Here is a 20,827-nt window from a genome sequence, read left to right on the forward strand (position 1 = left end):
AAGCTAATGTGTAATCACGCTGTGTGCGCTTAGGTCTTTGATTACTTGAAGTTGTCATAAAGAAGTCCTCTTTATGTCAACGTATTTTAGGACGGGACAGCCATAAACAAAAAAGCCGGAGTACGATCCGGCTTTTTTACAGCTTGTATTTTACGCTTAAATTAGCCCCATGTGTCCTGCATGGAACTCCAAGTGTTCTTCAATAAATGATGCAATAAAGAAGTAACTATGATCGTAACCTTCATGCATGTTAAGCGTAAGTTGCGTATCTGACTGTTGCGCAGCATGAACAAGTGACTGAGGTTTCAGCTGCTCGTGCAAGAACTCATCTTTTGTCCCTTGCTCTACTAGCAGAGGTACACTGTGTGTTTTGCTTGCTAATAGCAACGAGGCGTCGTAATCCTGCCATGCTGCCTTGTCATCGCCTAAGTATCGACCTAAGGCTTTCTCGCCCCACGGACAATCTGAAGGATTTGAGATAGGGCTAAAGGCCGATACCGATACAAACTTATTAGGATTACGCATGCCAATAACTAAAGCACCGTGTCCGCCCATTGAGTGGCCGCTAATAGCGCGCTCTTTGGTTACAGGGAACTCGCTTTCAATAAGCGCAGGTAGCTCGTTCACAATATAGCTATACATTTTGTAATGCTTATCCCACGGCGCCTGCGTAGCGTCAACGTAGAAGCCTGCCCCAAGGCCAAAGTCATAAGATCCTTCTTCGTCATCTGGAACGTTCTCGCCACGGGGAGATGTATCGGGCGCTACAATAGCCATACCTAATTCCGCCGCTAGCTTCATTGCACCGGCTTTTTGCATAAAGTTCTGGTCGGTACATGTCAGCCCTGACAGCCAGTAAAGCACGGGCACTGGCTTTTCTTTCGAGGCGAAAGGGGGAAGAAAAATTGCGAAGGTCATATCGCATTGTGTTGTTTCAGCTTTATGGGTATAGCGTAAATGCCGTCCCCCGAATGCTCTATTTTCGCCAATAAGCTCCATTTCAGCTCCTTAAATACGTAAATTTGCACCTTTATTGTGGAATCAGTAAAGGCTCTATCGGATTTTAGATCAAGTTCGTTTACACTAAGCGCCTAATTTTTGAGGTAAGTACAATGGTAAAAGCACTGTTGCATCATATTGTTGGCACTATTTCGGTCATCTGCTATTTCGTCAATACGGTAGTGTGGTCAACGCCTATTTTCATATTGGCTATTTTTAAACTTATACCTATTGCGCCGTGGCGACGATTCATTTCTTATTTACTCGACGCATGCGCGACTGCGTGGATCGGCGTTAATAACCTGAATCAGCGCATCAGCGGACGCACCAAATGGCAAATAAACGGACTAGAAAAACTCACTCGAGATGATTGGTATCTCGTTGTTGCTAACCATCAATCTTGGGTCGATATCTTAGTTCTTCAACGTGTATTTAACCGAAGAATCCCATTTTTGAAATTTTTCCTCAAAAAAGAGCTTATCTATGTTCCTATTTTAGGTCTGGCTTGGTGGGCACTCGATTTTCCATTTATGCGCCGGTATTCCAAATCATTTTTGGCTAAAAACCCGCATTTGAAAGGAAAGGATATGGAAACCACGCGCCAAGCGTGTGAGAAATTTAGGAATAAGCCTGTAAGTATTATGAATTTTGTTGAAGGCACCCGCTTTACGCAAGCCAAGCACGACAAGCAGGCCTCGCCTTTCACTCATTTACTTAAACCTAAAGCAGGCGGCATAGCATTCGTTTTGTCTGCGATGGGCGATCATTTGCATAAGCTTATTGATGTCACAATTGATTATCCGAACGGCGTACCGTCTTTCTGGGACTTCGTTAGTGGTAAGGTTCGTGATATTCGAGTGAATATCAACGTAATGCCCATCAAAGACATTATGGAAAACGGCATTTTCAGCGACAATTATTTTGATGATCCGCAAGTTCGAGCCCGTTTTCAGACGTGGTTGAATGAACGCTGGCATGCCAAAGATCAACTTTTAGATTCACTAAACGCAACACAGAAACCATTATGATTCGCGCAGTACTCGCTCCTTTTATTTTCGTATTACATACTTCACTACAAATCCTCAATCTTGCGTTGTGGGGAGGCTTAATTATCTTACTGGGCTTGGTAAAACTTATTATGCCCAACGGAAAGATAAGAACAGCATGGAATAAAGTGATGCACGGGCTAATGTTTAGCTTCGGACGGGTCAGCGTTCTCATGATACGCTTGTTCAACCGCGTCGATATTGAGTGTTCGGTACACGGCGAACTGTCAAAAGACCGTTGGTATCTGATTATTGCCAATCATTTAAGCTACCTCGACATTATTCTGCTCATTGAATTCGCAACGAACCGCATTCCTGCACCCAAATTTTTCCTTAAGAAAGAGCTTATTTGGCTGCCATTTGTCGGACTCGGTGCCTGGGCGCTTGATATGCCGTTCATGCACAGATACACCCGTGCTTATTTAGAAAAGCACCCAGAGAAAAAAGGAAAGGATCTCGAAACCACCAAAGCGTATTGTGAGAAGTTTAGAACGGTGCCCACAACGGTCATTAACTTTGTAGAGGGAACTCGATTTACTTCATTGAAGCATCTGTCAAAGCAAAGTCCCTATGAAAACCTCCTGCCCCCCAAAGCCGGCGGCGTTTCCTTTACGCTCTCAGCTATGGGCGAATTGTTTACCAACGTGTTAGATATCTCGCTGCTTTACCCGGAAAATAAGCGTCATCCTATGATGGCAATGCTTAGCGGTCAGATGACAAAAATCGTGATCGATGTGAACGTTACGCCGGTACCTGAATTACAACAGCATTCAGAACGCACTGAGTCTGAGTTTCGTCTTTATTTCCAAAACTGGTTGAACGGTCTATGGGAAAATAAAGACAACCGTATAAAGAAAATGTTGGAGTCGTAATTAATGGAAGTCAGTGCTTCAGTACGCGATAACTTTATTCACATAGTTAATGATATTTTCCCGAATCTTACTACTGAAGATCCGCTGTATAACGTCATCGCACTAAGTAGTATTTTAGTGGTGTCGGCGGTAATCTATATTATCGCAAGGCTATTGGTGCGCCCCCAGATAGCCAGTTGGGTATACAAATCCAATAACCTTTGGGACAACGCCTTGCAGCAGCACGGATTTTTCCGTCGCTTAATGCACCTGTTTCCTGCCCTGTTTATTTACTTAACCACACCGGTACTTATTAGCGATGAAGCCGTGATGCACGGTATGGTGATAAAGAGCGCTCAGCTATACATGTTATATAGCGGCCTTCTTGCCTTATATGCCATGTTGAGCACAGTGGAAGACGTTTATAACGCCTCAGCGCTTGCTAAACGCGCACCTATCACTGGCTTTATTCAAGTTACCAAATTGGCATTTGCTATTGTCACCATACTATTAAGTATCTCTTTAATTGTAGACAGAAGCCCGCTACTTATTGTGTCTGGCTTAACCGCCATTGCCGCTGTTTTACTATTGATATTCAGAGACACCATTCTGGGCTTTGTTGCCGGCATTCAAATAGCCGCTAACCGCATGTTTAATACGGGCGACTGGATTGCCATGCCTAAGTATGAAGTAGATGGTGAAATACTCGAGATAGGCCTTACCAACGTCAAAGTACAGAACTGGGATAAAACCATTTCTACGCTGCCGACTTACAGCCTTACTACAGAAGCAGTTAAGAACTGGCGCGGTATGCAAGAGTCTGGCGGACGCAGAATTAAGCGCGCCATTTATATTGATGTGCACTCTATTAAGCTTTGTGACAACGATATGCTAGAGCGCTTTTCGAAAATTCGCTATATCAACGAATATATCGATAAGAAGAAAAATGAGCTCCGGGCTTATCACCGAGATTACTCCATTGATGAGTCGGATCTGCTAAACAGCCGTCGCCTTACCAACATCGGCACTTTTAGAGCTTATTTAGAGGCATACTTGCGCAAGCACCCAGATATAAACCAAGAACTAACCCTAATGGTTAGGCAGCTACCGCCTAATGAGCTTGGTTTACCTTTAGAAATTTACTGCTTCAGTGCACAAAAGGAATGGGTGAGGTACGAAAAAGTACAGGCGGATATTTTCGACCACGTTATGGCTATGCTGGATTTGTTCGATTTACGCGCTTATCAACGTGATGGACATTTGTCGCTGCTTGCCCATCGCGAACAAAGCGCTTATAGAAACAGTCCCGAAAGCGACAATGCGCCTGAGGATGCTCTGGAGAAGAGCGAACCTAATCGATAAGGCAGTGATGAATAAAGACTTGTTCAAGACGAAAAAAAACCGGCTGAGATAGCCGGTTTTTTTAATGCTTATCGCTTAAGCCAATGCGTAGGCCATCAGTAAGCAAAGTACTAAACCAGTAACGCCAAAAAAACCGTACTCGATTTTTTCCTGCATACCTTCAGCACCTGCTTTAGCAGTCATAAAGCCCATAACGATGCTGCTTAGCCCTAGCGTAAAGGCAATTAGCGCAACACCAAACATAATTGCATTAATCCAATCAGCCATTGTGATAACCCCTTAAAAATATTGGCGGTATTATGCACCAATAAATAAGATTTAACCATGCTTGGATTGGCTTAAATGTACCGCTATTGGTATTAATTGATCTTAGTCAAAACTACTAATTAGTTGGTAATCTCACTAAATAGTGTATTTAGCAGAGCATAAAGAAATCATCAAATATCACTAACTATTTGAAAGATATATACTTTAAATATTGGCAAGGCCATTGCTCTACCTTAGGTATAACAGCGAGTATCGTTAGCGTCTATCTGACAGTGACACTACAACGCATTGCAGTTTGCTTCGAGCACTTTCGTTAACGCGTCACACGTAAATTAAGGAATGAACAATGTCTAAGAAACTATTACTTTCAGTTGCCCTTACCAGTGCTTTAATGAGCGGCCACGCATTTGCGCATGACAGCAGCTTTCAAAACAACAGTTGTGACATGGAGCTTGATGGTCATATTCAATATTACCAAGGTGACCTAACGGTACAGATGGACAATGGCTCAGTGATGACGATTGACTCCCATCACAATATGACCATTAACGGCGAATCAGTATCGCTTGACAGCGAACAACAGCGCTGGGTAAGTGAATATTACAACAACATTGATATTGCCATCCCTATGACCTTGAATATCGCCAGTGAAGGGCTGCAAATTGCCAACGTGGCAGTAACTGAAGTATTTACTGAACTGTTAGGCGGCGATCAAATGGGTGACGATTTTCGTGAACTGTTCGACTCACTTGAAACCAAAGTAAACACTTCATTCTATGATGACGCAGGCAATATTCGCGTTGATTCAACTAAATTCGATGAGCCAGGTTGGTTTGACGAAAGCTGGGAGCAAGAATTCGAAGCGCAAATTGAGTCTTTAATCAGTGAGTCTATGGGTAGAATACTTATTGCGGTAGGAACACAAATGTTGTGGGAAGGCGGTGATATGTCTGAGTTTGAGCAAAAGATGGAGCGCTGGGGTGAAGATTTAGAATATCGCTTAGAAAGCCAAGCGGCTGCGCTAGAAGAAAAAGGCGATGCATTGTGTAAGGTACTGAAGAAAGCAGATTATGCCGAAGGCAAAATGCAGGCATCCATATCTGGGCTAGATGACTTGAACCTGCTAGATATTGATCAAGACAACCACCATGACCACAACGACGAAATGAAAATGTAGTTGGAACATTTAGCGAACTAAACGCGCAAAACGAAACGACTTACAACTCTAACCACTCACCTTAGAAAACCGACTGTTACCCAGTCGGTTTTTCATTTTAACAGTTAACGACAACCGCCCTCCAATTAATGTACTCTTAAGCCCTAAACAAAGGGGTATTTAATTGATGACTCAAAATGTAGTAATTAGTGGCTACGGCTGGTTAGCCAGCTATGTGGGCAAAGCACTTTCAGGAAAGGTCAATATTGTTGGCACCACTCGAAGCCAACAGAAACGTCTCGCGTTAAAAGACCAAGGTATCACCGCAATTGAATATGCCCTGGGCGAAGATACATCAGCGCTTTGTAACCATTTGCCAAACGCTACCTTGTTGCTAAATATTCCCCCTGGCAGGAGAAACACAGATCTCGCGTCATACACCAACAATATGCTGCAGTTGATAGACGCAGCCATCAGCGTAAAGGTGGCGCATATCGTGTTTATCAGCACCACGTCGGTTTACGGCGATGCAACAAATGAGGTAGTGTCCGAAGTCAGCACTACACAGCCGCAAACAGCCTCGGCCAAAGCCCACGTGACTATTGAAGACTATTTATTGTCTAAACGAGGTCAGATTGATATCAGTATTGTTCGCCTAGCCGGTTTAGTAGGCCCAGACCGTCACCCCGCCCGCTCGTTAAGTGGAAAACAGTTAGATGCAGGAAATAAGCGAATAAACCTTGTACATGTGTACGACATTGTATCTGCGCTAACGACCATCATTTGTGGCATGCCGCTTAACGATGTTATTCACCTTTGCAGCTTGTCTCACCCTAAGCGCGGTATTTATTACGTGGATGCAGCGAAGGCGATGGATATTGATGCTCCTCGCTTTTCTGATACTGAAGCAGAACCTGCTGGCAAAGTGATTGACGCCGCACAAAGCTGGGCAAGGCTAAATATTACACCAGAGTATAGCGACCCCTATCGCATGTTTTAGGCTTTACACTTAATGAAAATACATACTCTGACACAAACAAAAACGGCAAGCTTTAGGCTTGCCGTTTTTAAGTTGAGCTCACTGCTAGCTCACGTCATTTCTTTTAAAACCTGACTATCCGAATAGGCTCAACCCGAAGTATTTTACCGCTACCGTGTTTACAAAAATCACGAGTAAAATAAGTGGAATAAAGGTTTTCAGCGATATATCCACGTATTTTTCAAACCAGCTACCTTTGTAACCACTGCTGCCCTCTTCCAAAGAAGCATTGAAGTTTGCACTCTTCCAACGATAAATAACAAACAAACAAATTAGCAAGCCATTTAAAGGCAAAATCGTGTCGTAGAACACATCGTAAATGACATCAAACAGTGATTTATCTGCGCCAGCGTAGTGCATAAACGACGTAAGCATATCAACTTTACCGAATGACAACGCACTTAGGATGGCTAGCAAAATCATAATGCTTCCTAGCGACCCAAGCGCCCATTTACGGCTTACACCTTTTTCATCCATAAGCGCCGCAACAGGTACTTCAAAAATAGACACTAGCGACGTAATTGCCGCAAAGAACACTAATAAGAAGAACAAGCTAGCGACAATCGATGCGCCCATATATCCAATCGAATCTTGTAACGCTAGAAAGATACTAGGTAGATAAGTAAAAATCATACCCACTGACGATTCACTTAAATCATCAGGGTTAATGTCTGGGTTAAAAGAGAAGATGGCAGGAAGGATCATCAAACCCGCAGTGAACGCCACGGCCGTGTCTGTTAACGCCACCAGCTTGGCAGCGCTCGGTACATCTGCACGCTTATCAATGTAGCTACCATAGGTAATAAGAATACCCATACCCAACGATAGAGAGAAAAAGGCCTGCGATAGCGCACCATTCACCACTTCAGCAGTGATTTTTGAAAACTCAGGAACGATGTAGAACTCAACGCCAGCCATCGCATTTTCGCGAGTTAATACGAAGATAACGAGACCGATTAGCATCACGAAAAGCGCAGGCATGAGCAGCTTTGCCGCTTTTTCTATCCCTTCTTTTACACCGCCTTGAAGGATGAGGTAGACCACACCAACAACGGCCGCCATATATAAAAAGATGGCTTCTGAGTTAATAAACAGCCCAAAGGTTTCTGGGTTAGCTAACTTGTCTAGATTTCCGCTTACTGCTTCGAACAAATAGCCGAAAAGCCACACGGTAATAACCATGTAGAAAACGGCAATCATGAATGGCGTAGCAATAGCTAGCCACCCCGCGACTTTCCATTTCTTTTCATTACCGCTTATATCACTGTATGCACCAAGCGGGTCTTTTTTAGCATGGCGACCAACTGACATTTCCGCCAGCATTACCGGTAAACAAATGGCAAAAACGAAAATAGCGTACATTAAAAGAAATGCACCACCGCCATTTTTAGCTGCACCGACAGGAAACCCTACCAAATTACCTATGCCTACCGCAGAACCTGCAGCAGCCAAAATAAAACCTATGCGCGATCCGAACTGTTCTCTGGCCCCGCTCATATCCCTTCCTCTTGTTGAGTTATTGTTATAGCAGTTCGCCGTATCACGCCTTGTGATGCACAAACACGTCGTGTGCTCACAATTTATGCTGGTTGTCGGTACTTACTATTCGTAAGAATCAAGCCTAGCGAACTGGTATTATTTATTATCAGGATGGCATTTATTGTTATGACTCACGTGTGGCGTCAACGCGTTGTATTGCTACCTCTATGGGCTTATCAATACGCTGCACCATTCCCAAAAATAGCATGGTAACAGCAGTGAAATAAAAAGTCTTGATGTTGGACTTGCTGAAATGATGTTAGACCGTATCACCAAGTTACCACTTCGCCATTCCAGTCGATAAAATGACAAGTTTGGTCTCGATTAAGCGCCGAAAGGTGATGAATAAGCTGTTTAGCGGTAAACTCAGGCGTGAACAGTTTCTTGGCAGCGACGTTCTTTTGAAAAGGCTTAGAAAGCCCCGTATCAACCGTCCCAGGGTGATAACAAACAAGCATCACGTCTTTCAATCTGCGCTTGTATTCTACCGACGCCGTTTTAACCAACATGTTGAGCGCCGCTTTCGACGCGCGGTAGCCGTACCACCCTCCAAGTCCATTATCTGAAATACTCCCTACTCTCGCGCTTAAGCAAACAAGGGTTGAACCTTCTTTACTCATGATATTCACTAAATGCTTGAGCCACATTGCGGGAATAATGCTGTTAGTCGAAAAATAAGCCGCTAAGGCCTGCTCGCTGACATCTTCCAAACGTTTCTCAGGATGAATGCCATCGCTTTCGTTATGCAAAAAACCGGTTGTTATTACTACCGTATTTAACACAACGTCTTGCTCAGCGAGTTGTTTTACAAAACCGCTAATGTGCATATCGTCCTGTTCGGCCAGCTGATGATAGGTAACATCCCCAGAATGATTAGTGTCAGATAAAGGGGCGCGACTAACCGCAAACACCCTAGCACCATCACTGCTATATTGCTCAATAAGCGCAGACGCAATACCGCCCGACGCGCCCACTATAAGGACGTTATTTTTCACTGGCTTCTCCTGGTATGCAGCGATCGCACTGGCGTTTTTTACCTGTTAACAGGTATGAAATGGTGTATCTATGCTTTGCGAATACATTGTAGAAAGCATCGGCTATATGACGAATAACAGGCCAGCGAAGCGGTGCATATAGCCAACCCATGCCCACGGCTTTCCATGCTTCATGAGTGACATCAAGGCCAGTTATCAACGTCCCGTCTTCACGAAGTCCGTGAATTCTTGCATTGAGTGCATGCCAATCCATGGTTGGATAACGGCTCGAAAAATCGGGGGCCTGGATATCTACCAATGTTAATTTGTTGTGCTTGTCTCTTTTTCTTAAATGACGCATTTCAGCGATACACAACGGACAATACCCGTCATAGAAAATAATCACGACTGAATACCTCTGCCAAATTTTGAACACGCTTATACGCACTCTTACCAGTTGTAAACTGCTTGAAAGAAAACAGCTAACTTTACATGTTAAAACCTTTCACTCAGCTCGCACATTATTCTTATTTAATATTCGTTTATACGATAAAAAAACACGCTTGGATGACTTGTGTTGTGACCTACCCGCACCCACACTACAGACAAAGATTAAGAGAGGTTTTTACTATGGCAAATTTACAAGTCGCCACGTTGGCAGGCGGATGCTTTTGGTGTATCGAATCAGCGTTTAATAGCGTTGAAGGCGTGGAAAAAGCAATTTCTGGCTATGCTGGAGGCGAAAAGGCCGATCCAACCTATGAAGAGGTATGCAAAGGAAATACTGGCCATGCTGAAGTGGTACAAGTGACGTTTGATGCCGACAGTATTAGCTACCGAGAAATACTAGAAATTTTCTTTGCGCTGCATAACCCTACACAGCTGAATAGACAGGGCAATGATGTAGGCACACAGTATCGCAGCGCGGTTTTCTATCACGACGATACACAAAAAGCTGAAGCAGAAAAAATTATCGCAGAAATTACAGAAGAAGAGATTTGGCCCGACCCAGTGGTGACTGAAATAGTAGCTGTAAATAACTACTACGACGCCGAAGACTACCACCAAGATTACTTCAAAAATAATCCACAGAACCAGTATTGCTCTATGGTGGTGGCGCCTAAGCTTGCGAAGTTTAAAAAGACCTTCGCTTCTCGACTTCGCAGCGACGCATAGATAAAACCGCGATATTAAGCGCGCTTTCAACAGCGTTAGCCAACAATGAAAGGGGTTGCTTAAAAGCAACCCCTTTTATTTTTCAATCTATTCGTTTTCTTATTATTCAAACCAAACGCTGTTAATTTCTAAAGGGAATAATAAAGGCGCTAAGTCTTCATAACGCTTCTTATGCGCTTCACACGTCGCGTTTTTAAGGTAGTTTTTCTCCCAAGGGTCGTTGATGATCCACAAGGTATTTTCAATGGTCACTAATCCTTCCATCGACGAATTATCCATTGTGTACTGTTCACAATTCTGGTCGCCGGCAACGTCGAAGGTAATAGGGATACGCTTTGTTGGCTTATTGCCACTCACATCAATTACCCACAGTTCATTGTCGTTTCTTGCTGCGCCAAACAAATAGGATGCGCCCGTTGAATGAGTATATGACGCCAGTCCATTGATAGGGTGATTGCCTGAAGTAAACGAAGGAAGTTGAAGGTTAGGCTCGCTCACTGGGGCAAAATCATTCGACGAGAAAAAGTCTTCATCAACAGCCAATGTAAAAATTCTTGGCTGTCCTGCTTTATCTTTCTCTAGCGCCAGATATAACGTGCCGTCTTCAGCCATCGTCAACCCTTCAATGCCGTCGTTAGGAAAATTACCTACTTCAAAATCGTTGGGAAACTGAAGAGGTCGCACATCCGACATTTCAACCGAGCCATTATCTTTTCGTGTCAATTTTACCAACAAGGTAGGGTAATCTGTTGACCCTGTTTCCTCGTATTTGGATTCACAGCGAGGGCTTAATGCGCCGGTACGGGTAGCATCTTCGGTAACCGTATAAATTACGTTAGTGTCTCTGGGGTCTACGGCTAGCGCTTCTAAATCAGGTTGCTCGCTCAAATAGCTATAAAAGCAGCTTCGGCGCACGGTATTGGAAAATGAAAAGCGTTCGCTCGATGCGCTCAGCGTTGCGGTATTCGGTGAAATACTATGAAGTTTCAACTGTTGAGTGGTATCAGCGCTAGCATCTGCGATAGTGACAAGTTGACCGTCTAGCACCACTAACCCTGAGGTTTGAGGATCAAACATAACGTTGCCTTTTTCATCAAGGATCCATTTACCCACAGCGACTTCTGTTAAGTCTTGAGGTTCAGGAGTAATAACAACGTCTTTCGGCTCGCTACAGGCGCTTATCAGTAAAGTGGTTAGCACAGCACTGGTTAAATATTTTAGCATAGTGTGAAGTCCTCTCTCCGTTTATTAAGACGAGAGCAAAAGGTAAAACTGAAAAAATTGTAAGGGAGTATATCGAGCATACCGTTTATTCACAAAAAAGAGTAAGGTTATGCGATAGACATCAGGTTTGCTGAGTACATATATGATTTGGCAACGTTAAATAGTCGTGCTGTCATCATGTTTTCAATTAATGTGCAGCATATTTAGTCAACACACTTACGTGTATTAATATTGACGAAAATTAAAGGAGAGCGTCATTTCTACGCAGCACTTGCCCCAAGTTATTGCAGGTCCAATAGTAAGAAGGGTGACATCTACAGAATGTCATATTTGGGTAGTAACCAGTAACGCCGATTCACCTGCGCTAAATCTATCTGCAAATGAAGTCGTCGTCAGCGGCAATTGTCAACGCGAAACCATACGCGTAGGTAAGTACGCATTTATACACTTGCTCTCTTTCACTTCGTCAGAGCCCTTCGAAGATACTGCGCGGATAGGTTACTCGCTATCTTTTAGCGACGATGCTCAGCAGGCTTCATGGGAAGTTGAACAACGCGGGCTTCTTTACGATGGGCAGTCTTCCTTATGTTTCCACTACACCGAGACTCCCGAGACCATATTGCACGGCTCATGCCGTAAGCCTCACTTTCACAGTGATGATGCCCTAGCACAAGTAGATGCACTCCATAAAAATGCGTTCAAAAAGCAAAATGATTTTCCCGATCTCCTGTTGATGACGGGCGATCAAATTTACGCTGATGATGTCGCAGGTCCTATGCTTAAAGCCATACACAGCGTGATTGACCGTTTAGGTCTTTATCATGAAGCACTGGAAGGGGCAGTAGTAACCAACACTAATGAACTTGCCACACATGAACATGGGTATTACGAACGAGAGCAGCTTCTGCCACAAATTGCGACCAATACGGTACTGTCTTCAATATTCTTTGGTGCTAAGAAGAAACCGGTATTCACATCAGTAAACGCGCAAAACCATTTGATTGGCAGTGCGGAGATCATCGCTATGTATTTACTGGTGTGGTCCGACACGCTTTGGGCTGATATCAATGTAGATAAAGATGGGATCACCCCAAAATACCACGCTATTTTCGACAAAGAACACGAGGCGCTTAACGGCTTTGTAAAACAGCTACCGCAGGTACGTAGAGCCCTGGCACACATTCCTACCTATATGATTTTTGACGATCATGATGTTACCGACGACTGGAACTTAACCCGGGGCTGGGAACAAGAAGTTTATGGAAACCCTCTATCAAAACGCATGATTGGCAATGCGCTTATCGGCTACTTGCTTTGCCAAGGATGGGGAAATGCACCAAAAAAAGTAGCGCCATTAATTGCTAAAGTACAAGAATCAATGGGAGAAAGCGGTTTAAACTCGCACGATGAAATCATTGATGATCTTTTGGATTTTGATCAGTGGCATTACCGTTTAGATACCACACCACCTATTGAGGTTTTAGACACCCGCACGCAGCGTTGGCGCAGTGAATCTAATATGAATAAGCCCTCGGGGCTAATGGACTGGGAAGCACTGTGTGATTTTCAGCATTCGATAATTGGCAAAGAATCTGTCATCGTCGTCTCTGCCGCTCCCATTTATGGTGTAAAGGTTATCGAAGCCATTCAAAAGGTGTTTACGTTTTTTGGCAAGGCGCTTACTGTTGATGCTGAGAACTGGATGGCCCACAAAGGCACCGCGAACGTTATATTAAACATATTCAGGCATTACAAAACGCCCCCCGATTTCATCATTCTATCTGGCGATGTGCACTATTCCTTTGTATACGATGTACGCCTGCGCTTTAGGCGCAACAGCCCCCACATCACCCAGTTCACCTGCAGTGGATTAAAAAACGCCTTTCCGGATGGATTGATCAAATGGCTAGATAGATTAAACCGCGTGCTTTATCGCTCCAAATCGCCCCTCAACCTTTTCACAAGACGTCGAAATATGTCGGTAAAAGCGAGAGAGCCAAGTTTGGGCTATGGCGAATTATTCAACGGTTGCGCCATTGGTGTATTAAAAATTTCACAGAAAAACACCGATGTTCAGTGCAAAGCTTTGTTGAGCAACGGTAAAGAGGTAGAATTCCCAGCTTCTAAAGACGATTAGTTCAAAAGAGGTATCTAATGAGTGATAGCGCACTGTCCATCGGATTATTTTACGGCTCAACAACCTGCTATACCGAAATGGCAGCAGAAAAAATCCAAGCGCAGCTCAATAGCCTTTTCGACGAAGATATTGTTGACCTTCACAACATTAAAGACGTTAACCTAACGCGCACGGCCGAATACGACATTATCATTTTTGGTATTTCAACGTGGGACTTTGGCGAGCTCCAGGAAGATTGGGAGTCTCATTGGGAAGAAGTGCACGGTTTGGATTTATCAGGGAAAACCATCGCCTTATTCGGACTTGGCGATCAACTCGGTTACGGTGAATGGTTTCAAGATGCACTAGGCATGCTTCACGATGCAATATTGCCATCAGGCTGTAAGATCGTGGGTTATTGGCCAAACGAAGGCTACGAGTTTACCGCCTCAAAAGCGTTAACCGAAGACAAAACTCAGTTTGTTGGCCTGTCTCTTGACGATGAAAACCAATACGACAAAACAGACGCGCGCATCGAAGCATGGTGCGAACAGTTATTGGTCTCGATGGCTTAACGCCTATTAATTTCGGATGTCAGTGTTGGAAAGTAAAGGCCGTATTCATCAGCAGTTTTATCGCAACGGCCCAAGCCACAGGGACGGCGCTGATGTTTCATTTCAAGATATTCGCAAACTGTTTAATTTCGCTACGATCACTGTGGGTAGATGGGTAACAGCAGAAGAACAACAGATCGCTGCCAACCTCTTTTTCGATGCGCTATACGATCTGGTCGCGATCTTAAATATCAATGAACAGGTGTTATCGTTAAACGGATCCCTGTCACTGGCTTTTGGCAGTGGCGGTCAAAAACACAGCAGTGCCCACTACAACAGTGCGAAAAGACAGCTTGCGCTAGCAAAAAATGCAGGAGCCGGAGCGCTAGCCCACGAATGGTTTCACGCTTTCGATCATTATATTGCGCCGCGCATGTTCGACGGTATTGCTGCCGGTAGCTTTGCCACACAGGCCTGGCTCGACAATGCCCCGATGAATCCTCATCCGTTGAATCAAAAATTGAGCGATTGTTTCTCGCTATTGTTCCTAAATGATCAAAAAAGACCAAATGAGTACTTTGTGCGATCCGTAGAAGCTGATCGCGCGTTAAAAATGTATTATTATGCTATGCCTCAGGAGATGGCTGCCCGCGCATTTGAAGCCTGTATTCAAGATCACGAGATCAAAAACGCATTTTTGGTGCAGGGGACAAAAAAATCAACGGAAGCTAGACTTGGCATTTATCCTCATGGTAACTTGCGTACATCACTCAATCAGGCATTGATGTTGTATTTTTACCAATTAGGTGTCGCTATTTCACATAAACAAACCTAGTTTGTTGTTTTATTACTGTGAAACTGAGTATTTTTTCAACAACAAGTGTTAATGAGCACACTGTTTTTGTACAAAACCCTGTATATTTTTGTAACAAGCAGTATACTAAAGCGCTCGAACGTAACAGAAGAAAGAAGACGAGATGAAAAGAAAGAAGCATACCTCGGCTGAAGACGAGGCTCAGATTGATATGACCCCCATGTTGGACATCGTGTTCATCATGTTGATTTTCTTCATCGTAACGACCTCGTTCGTGAAAGAGAAAGGTTTGGACGTAAACCGTCCTGAAGATAATCAAGCGAAAAACGATAAGCCTTCAAAAGCGCTTTCTATCCGTATTGATGCTGATGGCACAATTATGATGGGCGGCCGCGAAGTTGATATTCGTCGTGTGGTTGCAAACACGCAAACATACCTAGCGGAAAACAACACGGATTCAGCTGCTATCCAGGCTCACGAAGACAGTGAGCACGGTACTGTGGTAGAAGTTATGAACCAAGTTAAAATTGCAGGTATTGATAAAGTATCTGTTTTGGTTAAAAAGAGCAGCTAAAACGCCTTTCTGACCACGCAAAATAAAGAAAGCCACCTTCGGGTGGCTTTTTTCGTATAAGACCTTATACCAAAGTATCTCTTGTGCTATCGCATGAATTTTGTTCAGATCGTATCATTCGGTGTGTCTGGAAAATCCATGTTGAAACTCGGTTCCAGACTCTGATGTCACTGGAGCCATTATGCACAAAAAAATACTCTATACTGCTGTACTTGCAGCGGTTATGTCAGCACCACAAGTGTCTGCCGCCAAAATTGAATTAAGTGAAGCGTTTGAATACAACGCATTCATCTTCGATAGCTTTACCGGCCAATCTTCCGATGTTGAAGGAAGACTAGCTGTCGGTGGCGAAATGAACGTATCCGATTTCAATGTCGGCTTACTGCTATCGCCAGATATGTCTGAGTCTGCTCTTGCCGTAGGCGGTAACCTTCATTTCACGCGCGGTGATGTTCACGGTGGTTCAACTACCGTGTCAGGTATGGTGTTTGGCTCTGAACTCACATTCGATAAAGCGGTTAACGCTCAGCAGACTGTAAATCTCATTAATTCTACGGTGAAATCTGGCGGTATCTCATCGAAAGGTGATGTCAAACTAGGTAACTCAAATGTTGTATCAGGTGATGTGCACGCCAATACTGTGAAACTTGGTGGGCCTAATAGTGTATACGACAGTGTGAGCAACCCTGCTTTATATGGCTCTCAAGTTGAAAACGGAAACGTATTTGCTGAGTCTAGCGTTGAACTTGATAGCAGCGAAGTTAACGGTACCGTAACGCTTAACGACGTTAACAATTACACCGCTATCAACGGTTCGACAGCAAAATCTGTTGAACAGGGCAGCGTGAGTAAGGCTGACGTTAACAATATCGACTTTAATGCAATTGCTGCCGAAGTAACAGCGCAGTCTCAGGAGTTTGCGTCAATGTCGGTGAATGGCACAACAACATTGTCGTGCACTGACGCTAACGATTCGGATCAAGTGGTTGCTTGTACCGACGCTAGCAAGGATGTATTAAATACCATTACTTTCTCTGGCTCTGATGATATCAATATCTACAATATTGACGCTAGTTGGTTCAGCGCTGCTGATAAAGGCATTGTTTACGATTTCTCAACCACCAGCTACAACATCATCAATGTGTACGGTGAGTCAGTTGAGTTATTTAACACTGGCTTCTTTAATACAGCCTTTACGCAGGAAAATGAATATTTCAGAGAAAATGGCCAGTACAGAGACAATGACAACAATGTAGGTCAGCGTCATGATGGCCTTTATACCAACAACATCTTGTTTAACTTTGTTGATGCTGATTTTCTTACACTACATAGTGTGGGTGTTAAAGGTAGTGTACTGGCGCCATATGCAGAGCTAAGTTTCTACAATGGTCATGTAGACGGTAATGTCATTGCTAATAGTTTGGTCACTCCGTTGGTGCAACTGATTAATGACGACGGCGAAACCTACAATGCGCCGACAGGCCAAGTAAATAACTATCAGTTCGGCGCTATCAACGTAGGTGAACCTGCATCAATCGCCCTTTTATTTGGCGCTGGATGTTTCATGCTAGCTAGACGTAGAAAAGCGAATTAACGCTTTAAAAAGAGAGTGAATCTTCAGGCAAAAGCGGCTTTATAGTGCAAAGCCGCTTAATCTTGGCGAAGACAGCAAAAGCTCATCGCTTGTTACACCAGCACCTCGCCCTTCTCGCCACCTTATCTGAATACCCGCTTCAAATGCTTGGTACTCAACCGCAAATGCTTTTCCTATATACCCAGCCACAATCCAGTTGTGATTGATTCGATACTGACCTTCAGCCATAAAATTTCCGCTTAAACCCGTATCTGAGCTTTCACCAAGGGTCGCGTTCTCGTCTGCCGTAGGAAATGCACCTCCAATCGGAAAGCGCAGATCATCGTCTTGTTCAACACGTGAAAGCGCAAGTGAACTTCGAAGTTTAACTTGCCAGTTTAACGCCTCAAGCGTTAACAGCTCTGAATAGCCCCCGATGCTGACAAACTGACTGGGGCTAAAGTAACCACCATTGCCGACCGTAAAGCCGCTTAGATTTTTATCATAGCTTGTATAGCTCAAGAATGGCCCTACGCGCCAATAATCAAGCATGGGAGATATCATGGTAGCAATATCGTAACTTACATCCCCCCGTAGAGAGAACGCGCTATTATCGGCAACCTGCTCGCCTTCTAAGCGACTAACCTGAGCAGTACCTGCAACAGACCAGTTGTCGGCCACTGCATGCGCTACTAACCCTCTTATGCCACTTTCTATCACGTATCCCCAAGGTTTCGCGTGATCAGCATTGAAGGTTCCGGTTTGGCTTAATAAGCTGTCTTCTTTTGCCTTTCTAAACAAGGTTGCAGCTACCGTTGTACTGGTAAGAAATTTGGTTGCAGATATCTGCCCGGTTACTTTAGCGCCAACGGGTTGATCGAACATGGCATATTCAAGGTTAGCGTAAAAATTGAAATCAGGTGCCTGATAATGCGCTTCGGCGCGAAGTCCCTTATCTTCAAAGCCGCTTATTCCCGAAAATGCTCCACTCAATTGTTTGTTACCAAACCAGTCGCCAACTTGAGGGCGACCGCTGTAGAATTGCTTATAGTCGAGTGATACTTGCCACAGCCAGTTTTCATAACCGCTACCAATACCAATATATTGCGACAGAACATCGAAATTACCGAGTCCCTCGCTCCCGCTTCGACTGCGAGTATTAATACCGTAGACTGCACTTAGGCCATCTTTAGTTTGTGCTGTAACTCCCCGCGCATCGCGATTTTGATAGGCTAGCCAAAACTGTTTTCTGGGCCAGGCGTTACGTGTGGTACGTTCTTGCAATATGCTTTTTACCGCACTGTATCTCAGCGCCAATCGGTTCAGTGTGGCTTCGTCGTCTTGATTAATTGTAACCAATTCATTGGCAATTACCGCATCGGTTGGCGTCTTCGCGAGCACTCGCTCGAACGCTGCGGTGGCGGTTGTGGTGTCTTGTATCTCTTTAGCAGCCCACCCAATTAGTGCTTGCTCATCTACACTTAACGGTCTCAAACGGGCGAGTGCTTCGCCTGACTCAATACTTTGCTTGTAGCGCCGTGTATCGTAAAACTGAGCCTGTCGGCTAGCCAGACCATCAGCACAGCGTCGAATGAAAACCTCAGTATTGACACTACATGCTAGGTCGAACGCGCTTTGCTTGGCCGTGTCGCTGCTTTGCGCGCTAAGTGACAAATACCTGCCTTCATTATCGTTCACCAAACTAAATAGCGCGTCGGCAAAGTCGTAATTTTTCAAGTCGTATTGTTGCCATGCCGCACCCTGCAGCACTTCTTTCACGTAGCCGCTGTTATCAGATTTGAGAAATTGCTCCAGCGTTGTCGTATCGCGCAAAGACAATGCCTGCTGTAGCTTAATACCAGTGACACTGTTAAGGCCTTGTTGAGCGGATTGTTTATCGATATCACGAACTGCCGATTGTTGGGCCTGAGAGAACTGCTGCGTTGCCATTTCTAACATGCCTTTATCAATGGCGGTCCACCCCATAAGCAAGTAAAAATCAGTACGCTTAATTTGATTGCTCAATGCAATAAGCGTTTCTACTTTTTGCTTCGGCGTATTTGCTCTGGCTTTCGGCGTTAACTGAGCAAATTGTTCGAGCGGGAGGGCTTTAGAAGCGGGCTTATCTGGCTGCTTTTTTAAAGCCTGAAGCGATTCTCTTGGCGCTGACACTACAGGCTTGATAGTACCTTTTAAGCGGCCGTTTATTCTGTTTAGTTCGGTTTCGACTTCTTGTGGCACCTGCCACGTAGGGTAACGAGCTTTTAAGCGCGTAAACTCTTCATTGGCTTGCTGAATCTGTCGCTCATTAATATGGTACCAAAGCCCTGTTAAATCCGGCTGATCTTGTTGTGCAGGTAATATACCCAGATCTTTTTCTTTGTACGTTGTTTTAGCTTGTCCGTATGCCTGCACCGACACAAGTGACGTGGCCAAAGCGCCTAGTGCCAGATACAAAGACGTGCGATTAAACCGAGTTTTCACGATGCGTTATCCAAAACTGCTAGCATAGAAAGCAGCGTTAAACTTGCCGAATAATAATCCATGTTTCGATTGATCTCAGGCCACTCTGGCCTTTGCTTTTCTCCTGATTTCATCAAGCGGTTTACGGCCATCTGCACTGAACGCATTCCCTTAGACATTTCGTACTCAGCGGTTTCCTCGTTTAACAGGTTGATGGTAGCTGGCGTAGGCGTTATCGCCCACCATGCAAAGTAGGGAGAAAGTAGCTTCTCAGTTAACCTAGCGTTTTGGCGAAAACGTGGGGACCATGCAAGCTGAAGCGGTATACGGATCGCATTAAAACCAAACTCAGGCGATATCACATTATCTAAACTTAACGCACCAATCTTACTGTTATCGGACTCAGTACTATTAGGGGTGAAACGCACCCAATCACTGGGCAATTGGTAGGTAGAAAACTGCATATTCGACAGCAAGATCAAGCCCGACTCGAACAGGCTTTCCCAACGTGACGGAGTATCCGACAGCGAAGACAGGGCAGTTATGGCGGGAAAAACCCAATAGGACAGATTTAGCTGAAGGCTGCTATTTCCTGTTTGGTCAGATGCAAATCCGTATTCCCCTGGCAAGAGCACTACACTGTTATTATTCACCACCAGAAGTTTCTGCTCTACAGCACGTACAATATTCCTGGCGGCCTCCTCATACTTACCAACGCCCCACTTTTCACTTGCACGCAATAATGCCCACGCAATAAGAATCTCACCATCAGAGGCATTATTAGGGTCATCGATACAAGAAGATGAATTATCCACACAAGGTCGGTAGCGCCAGCTAAAGAGCCCGTCTTCTCGCATGAGCGTACGTTGGGTCCAGTGCCATAATGCATCAAAGGTGTCTTTGTCGTTGGCGGCGACGGCAAAGAGCATACCGTATCCTTGCCCTTCGCTGTGAGACACATCATCATTTCCTGTGTCTACCACGCGCCCGCCGTCAACAAACAATGCCTTATACGCTATGTACTGAGACTTGAATTCGCTATCTTCCTTGGTAGAGCACGACGCCAACAGGAACAAAAAACCTATCACGAGCGTCGCTTT

The 20,827-nt window shown here is 44.5% G+C and carries 19 protein-coding genes; 11 read left to right on the plus strand and 8 right to left on the minus strand.

Going from position 1 to position 20,827, the window contains the following annotated elements; translation table 11 throughout:
* Positions 1-156 precede the first annotated feature (156 nt).
* Entirely contained in the window at positions 157-999 is an 843-nt protein-coding gene (gene fghA / locus MHN02_RS18070; RefSeq protein WP_014950731.1) for an S-formylglutathione hydrolase, read from the minus strand.
* Between the two features lie 113 nt (positions 1,000-1,112).
* On the opposite strand from fghA, the gene MHN02_RS18075 reads away from it, so the two are divergent.
* From MHN02_RS18075 to MHN02_RS18085, 3 genes are read left to right on the plus strand one after another with little or no spacing between them, the layout of a single operon-like run.
* Complete coding sequence (locus MHN02_RS18075; RefSeq protein WP_039231212.1) at positions 1,113-2,027, plus strand: acyltransferase; 915 nt, start codon at positions 1,113-1,115, stop codon at positions 2,025-2,027.
* Positions 2,024-2,917 carry an acyltransferase gene (locus MHN02_RS18080; RefSeq protein ID WP_014950733.1) on the plus strand — a complete coding sequence of 298 codons (894 nt, stop codon included), beginning with the start codon at positions 2,024-2,026 and terminating at the stop codon, positions 2,915-2,917. The genes MHN02_RS18075 and MHN02_RS18080 overlap by 4 nt, the downstream gene beginning before the upstream one ends.
* Positions 2,918-2,920: 3 nt before the next feature.
* Complete coding sequence (locus MHN02_RS18085) at positions 2,921-4,258, plus strand: mechanosensitive ion channel domain-containing protein (RefSeq protein WP_039231214.1); 1,338 nt, start codon at positions 2,921-2,923, stop codon at positions 4,256-4,258.
* A gap of 75 nt (positions 4,259-4,333) precedes the next feature.
* On the opposite strand, the gene MHN02_RS18090 is transcribed toward MHN02_RS18085, so the two are convergent.
* Positions 4,334-4,525 (minus strand): hypothetical protein, encoded by a 192-nt coding sequence (locus tag MHN02_RS18090; RefSeq protein ID WP_014950735.1) that lies wholly within the window; start codon positions 4,523-4,525, stop codon positions 4,334-4,336.
* 346 nt (positions 4,526-4,871) lie between these two features.
* Here MHN02_RS18090 and MHN02_RS18095 point away from each other — a divergent pair, with 346 nt between their 5' ends.
* Entirely contained in the window at positions 4,872-5,702 is an 831-nt protein-coding gene (locus MHN02_RS18095) for a DUF2884 family protein (RefSeq protein WP_239247591.1), read from the plus strand.
* 166 nt (positions 5,703-5,868) lie between these two features.
* Positions 5,869-6,681 carry an NAD-dependent epimerase/dehydratase family protein gene (locus MHN02_RS18100; RefSeq protein WP_239247592.1) on the plus strand — a complete coding sequence of 271 codons (813 nt, stop codon included), beginning with the start codon at positions 5,869-5,871 and terminating at the stop codon, positions 6,679-6,681.
* A 114-nt stretch (positions 6,682-6,795) separates the two neighbouring features.
* On the opposite strand, the gene MHN02_RS18105 is transcribed toward MHN02_RS18100, so the two are convergent.
* The 3 genes from MHN02_RS18105 to MHN02_RS18115 all read right to left on the minus strand — a co-directional run bounded on the left by MHN02_RS18105 (position 6,796) and on the right by MHN02_RS18115 (position 9,639).
* Positions 6,796-8,217 (minus strand): sodium-dependent transporter, encoded by a 1,422-nt coding sequence (locus MHN02_RS18105; protein ID WP_014950738.1) that lies wholly within the window; start codon positions 8,215-8,217, stop codon positions 6,796-6,798.
* A gap of 311 nt (positions 8,218-8,528) precedes the next feature.
* On the minus strand, positions 8,529-9,254 hold the full coding sequence (locus MHN02_RS18110; RefSeq protein ID WP_239247594.1) for an SDR family NAD(P)-dependent oxidoreductase: 726 nt from the start codon (positions 9,252-9,254) through the stop codon (positions 8,529-8,531).
* Positions 9,244-9,639 (minus strand): DUF393 domain-containing protein, encoded by a 396-nt coding sequence (locus tag MHN02_RS18115; RefSeq protein ID WP_156086945.1) that lies wholly within the window; start codon positions 9,637-9,639, stop codon positions 9,244-9,246. The genes MHN02_RS18110 and MHN02_RS18115 overlap by 11 nt, the downstream gene beginning before the upstream one ends.
* Positions 9,640-9,863: 224 nt before the next feature.
* Here MHN02_RS18115 and msrA point away from each other — a divergent pair, with 224 nt between their 5' ends.
* Complete coding sequence (gene msrA / locus MHN02_RS18120) at positions 9,864-10,409, plus strand: peptide-methionine (S)-S-oxide reductase MsrA (protein WP_014950741.1); 546 nt, start codon at positions 9,864-9,866, stop codon at positions 10,407-10,409.
* Positions 10,410-10,511: 102 nt separating this feature from the next.
* On the opposite strand, the gene MHN02_RS18125 is transcribed toward msrA, so the two are convergent.
* Positions 10,512-11,633: a hypothetical protein gene (locus MHN02_RS18125; protein WP_239247596.1), complete on the minus strand. Its 1,122-nt coding sequence runs from the start codon at positions 11,631-11,633 to the stop codon at positions 10,512-10,514.
* A 271-nt stretch (positions 11,634-11,904) separates the two neighbouring features.
* Between MHN02_RS18125 and MHN02_RS18130 the strand changes: the two genes are divergently transcribed.
* The 5 genes from MHN02_RS18130 (at position 11,905) to MHN02_RS18150 (ending at position 17,285) form a co-directional block, all read left to right on the plus strand.
* Positions 11,905-13,770: an alkaline phosphatase family protein gene (locus MHN02_RS18130; protein ID WP_239247598.1), complete on the plus strand. Its 1,866-nt coding sequence runs from the start codon at positions 11,905-11,907 to the stop codon at positions 13,768-13,770.
* A 17-nt stretch (positions 13,771-13,787) separates the two neighbouring features.
* Complete coding sequence (gene fldB / locus MHN02_RS18135; protein WP_014950744.1) at positions 13,788-14,324, plus strand: flavodoxin FldB; 537 nt, start codon at positions 13,788-13,790, stop codon at positions 14,322-14,324.
* A gap of 25 nt (positions 14,325-14,349) precedes the next feature.
* Entirely contained in the window at positions 14,350-15,138 is a 789-nt protein-coding gene (locus MHN02_RS18140; RefSeq protein WP_014950745.1) for a CLCA_X family protein, read from the plus strand.
* 142 nt (positions 15,139-15,280) lie between these two features.
* Entirely contained in the window at positions 15,281-15,691 is a 411-nt protein-coding gene (locus MHN02_RS18145; protein WP_014950746.1) for a biopolymer transporter ExbD, read from the plus strand.
* Positions 15,692-15,872: 181 nt separating this feature from the next.
* A complete protein-coding gene (locus MHN02_RS18150) occupies positions 15,873-17,285 on the plus strand; it encodes a collagen-binding domain-containing protein (protein ID WP_239247600.1) in 1,413 nt (470 codons plus the stop codon).
* Positions 17,286-17,324: 39 nt separating this feature from the next.
* Here the strand turns inward: MHN02_RS18150 and MHN02_RS18155 are convergent, their stop codons facing one another.
* Together MHN02_RS18155 and MHN02_RS18160 are read right to left on the minus strand one after the other, a co-directional pair.
* Positions 17,325-19,748 carry a cellulose synthase subunit BcsC-related outer membrane protein gene (locus MHN02_RS18155; RefSeq protein WP_239247602.1) on the minus strand — a complete coding sequence of 808 codons (2,424 nt, stop codon included), beginning with the start codon at positions 19,746-19,748 and terminating at the stop codon, positions 17,325-17,327.
* On the minus strand, positions 19,745-20,815 hold the full coding sequence (locus MHN02_RS18160; RefSeq protein WP_239247604.1) for a glycosyl hydrolase family 8: 1,071 nt from the start codon (positions 20,813-20,815) through the stop codon (positions 19,745-19,747). Before MHN02_RS18160 ends, MHN02_RS18155 begins: the two co-directional genes overlap by 4 nt.
* Positions 20,816-20,827 lie beyond the last annotated feature (12 nt).

Origin of the sequence: Alteromonas sp. CNT1-28, assembly GCF_022348345.1 — a bacterium.
Classification (GTDB): domain Bacteria; phylum Pseudomonadota; class Gammaproteobacteria; order Enterobacterales; family Alteromonadaceae; genus Alteromonas; species Alteromonas macleodii.

What these genes read in the sequence shown, in the direction of transcription:
- fghA (WP_014950731.1), bottom strand. Translation starts at nt 999, where the DNA reads ATGGAGCTTATTGGCGAAAATAGAGCATTCGGGGGACGGCATTTACGC.
- MHN02_RS18075 (WP_039231212.1), top strand. Translation starts at nt 1,113, where the DNA reads ATGGTAAAAGCACTGTTGCATCATATTGTTGGCACTATTTCGGTCATC.
- MHN02_RS18080 (WP_014950733.1), top strand. Translation starts at nt 2,024, where the DNA reads ATGATTCGCGCAGTACTCGCTCCTTTTATTTTCGTATTACATACTTCA.
- MHN02_RS18085 (WP_039231214.1), top strand. Translation starts at nt 2,921, where the DNA reads ATGGAAGTCAGTGCTTCAGTACGCGATAACTTTATTCACATAGTTAAT.
- MHN02_RS18090 (WP_014950735.1), bottom strand. Translation starts at nt 4,525, where the DNA reads ATGGCTGATTGGATTAATGCAATTATGTTTGGTGTTGCGCTAATTGCC.
- MHN02_RS18095 (WP_239247591.1), top strand. Translation starts at nt 4,872, where the DNA reads ATGTCTAAGAAACTATTACTTTCAGTTGCCCTTACCAGTGCTTTAATG.
- MHN02_RS18100 (WP_239247592.1), top strand. Translation starts at nt 5,869, where the DNA reads ATGACTCAAAATGTAGTAATTAGTGGCTACGGCTGGTTAGCCAGCTAT.
- MHN02_RS18105 (WP_014950738.1), bottom strand. Translation starts at nt 8,217, where the DNA reads ATGAGCGGGGCCAGAGAACAGTTCGGATCGCGCATAGGTTTTATTTTG.
- msrA (WP_014950741.1), top strand. Translation starts at nt 9,864, where the DNA reads ATGGCAAATTTACAAGTCGCCACGTTGGCAGGCGGATGCTTTTGGTGT.
- MHN02_RS18125 (WP_239247596.1), bottom strand. Translation starts at nt 11,633, where the DNA reads ATGCTAAAATATTTAACCAGTGCTGTGCTAACCACTTTACTGATAAGC.
- fldB (WP_014950744.1), top strand. Translation starts at nt 13,788, where the DNA reads ATGAGTGATAGCGCACTGTCCATCGGATTATTTTACGGCTCAACAACC.
- MHN02_RS18145 (WP_014950746.1), top strand. Translation starts at nt 15,281, where the DNA reads ATGAAAAGAAAGAAGCATACCTCGGCTGAAGACGAGGCTCAGATTGAT.
- MHN02_RS18150 (WP_239247600.1), top strand. Translation starts at nt 15,873, where the DNA reads ATGCACAAAAAAATACTCTATACTGCTGTACTTGCAGCGGTTATGTCA.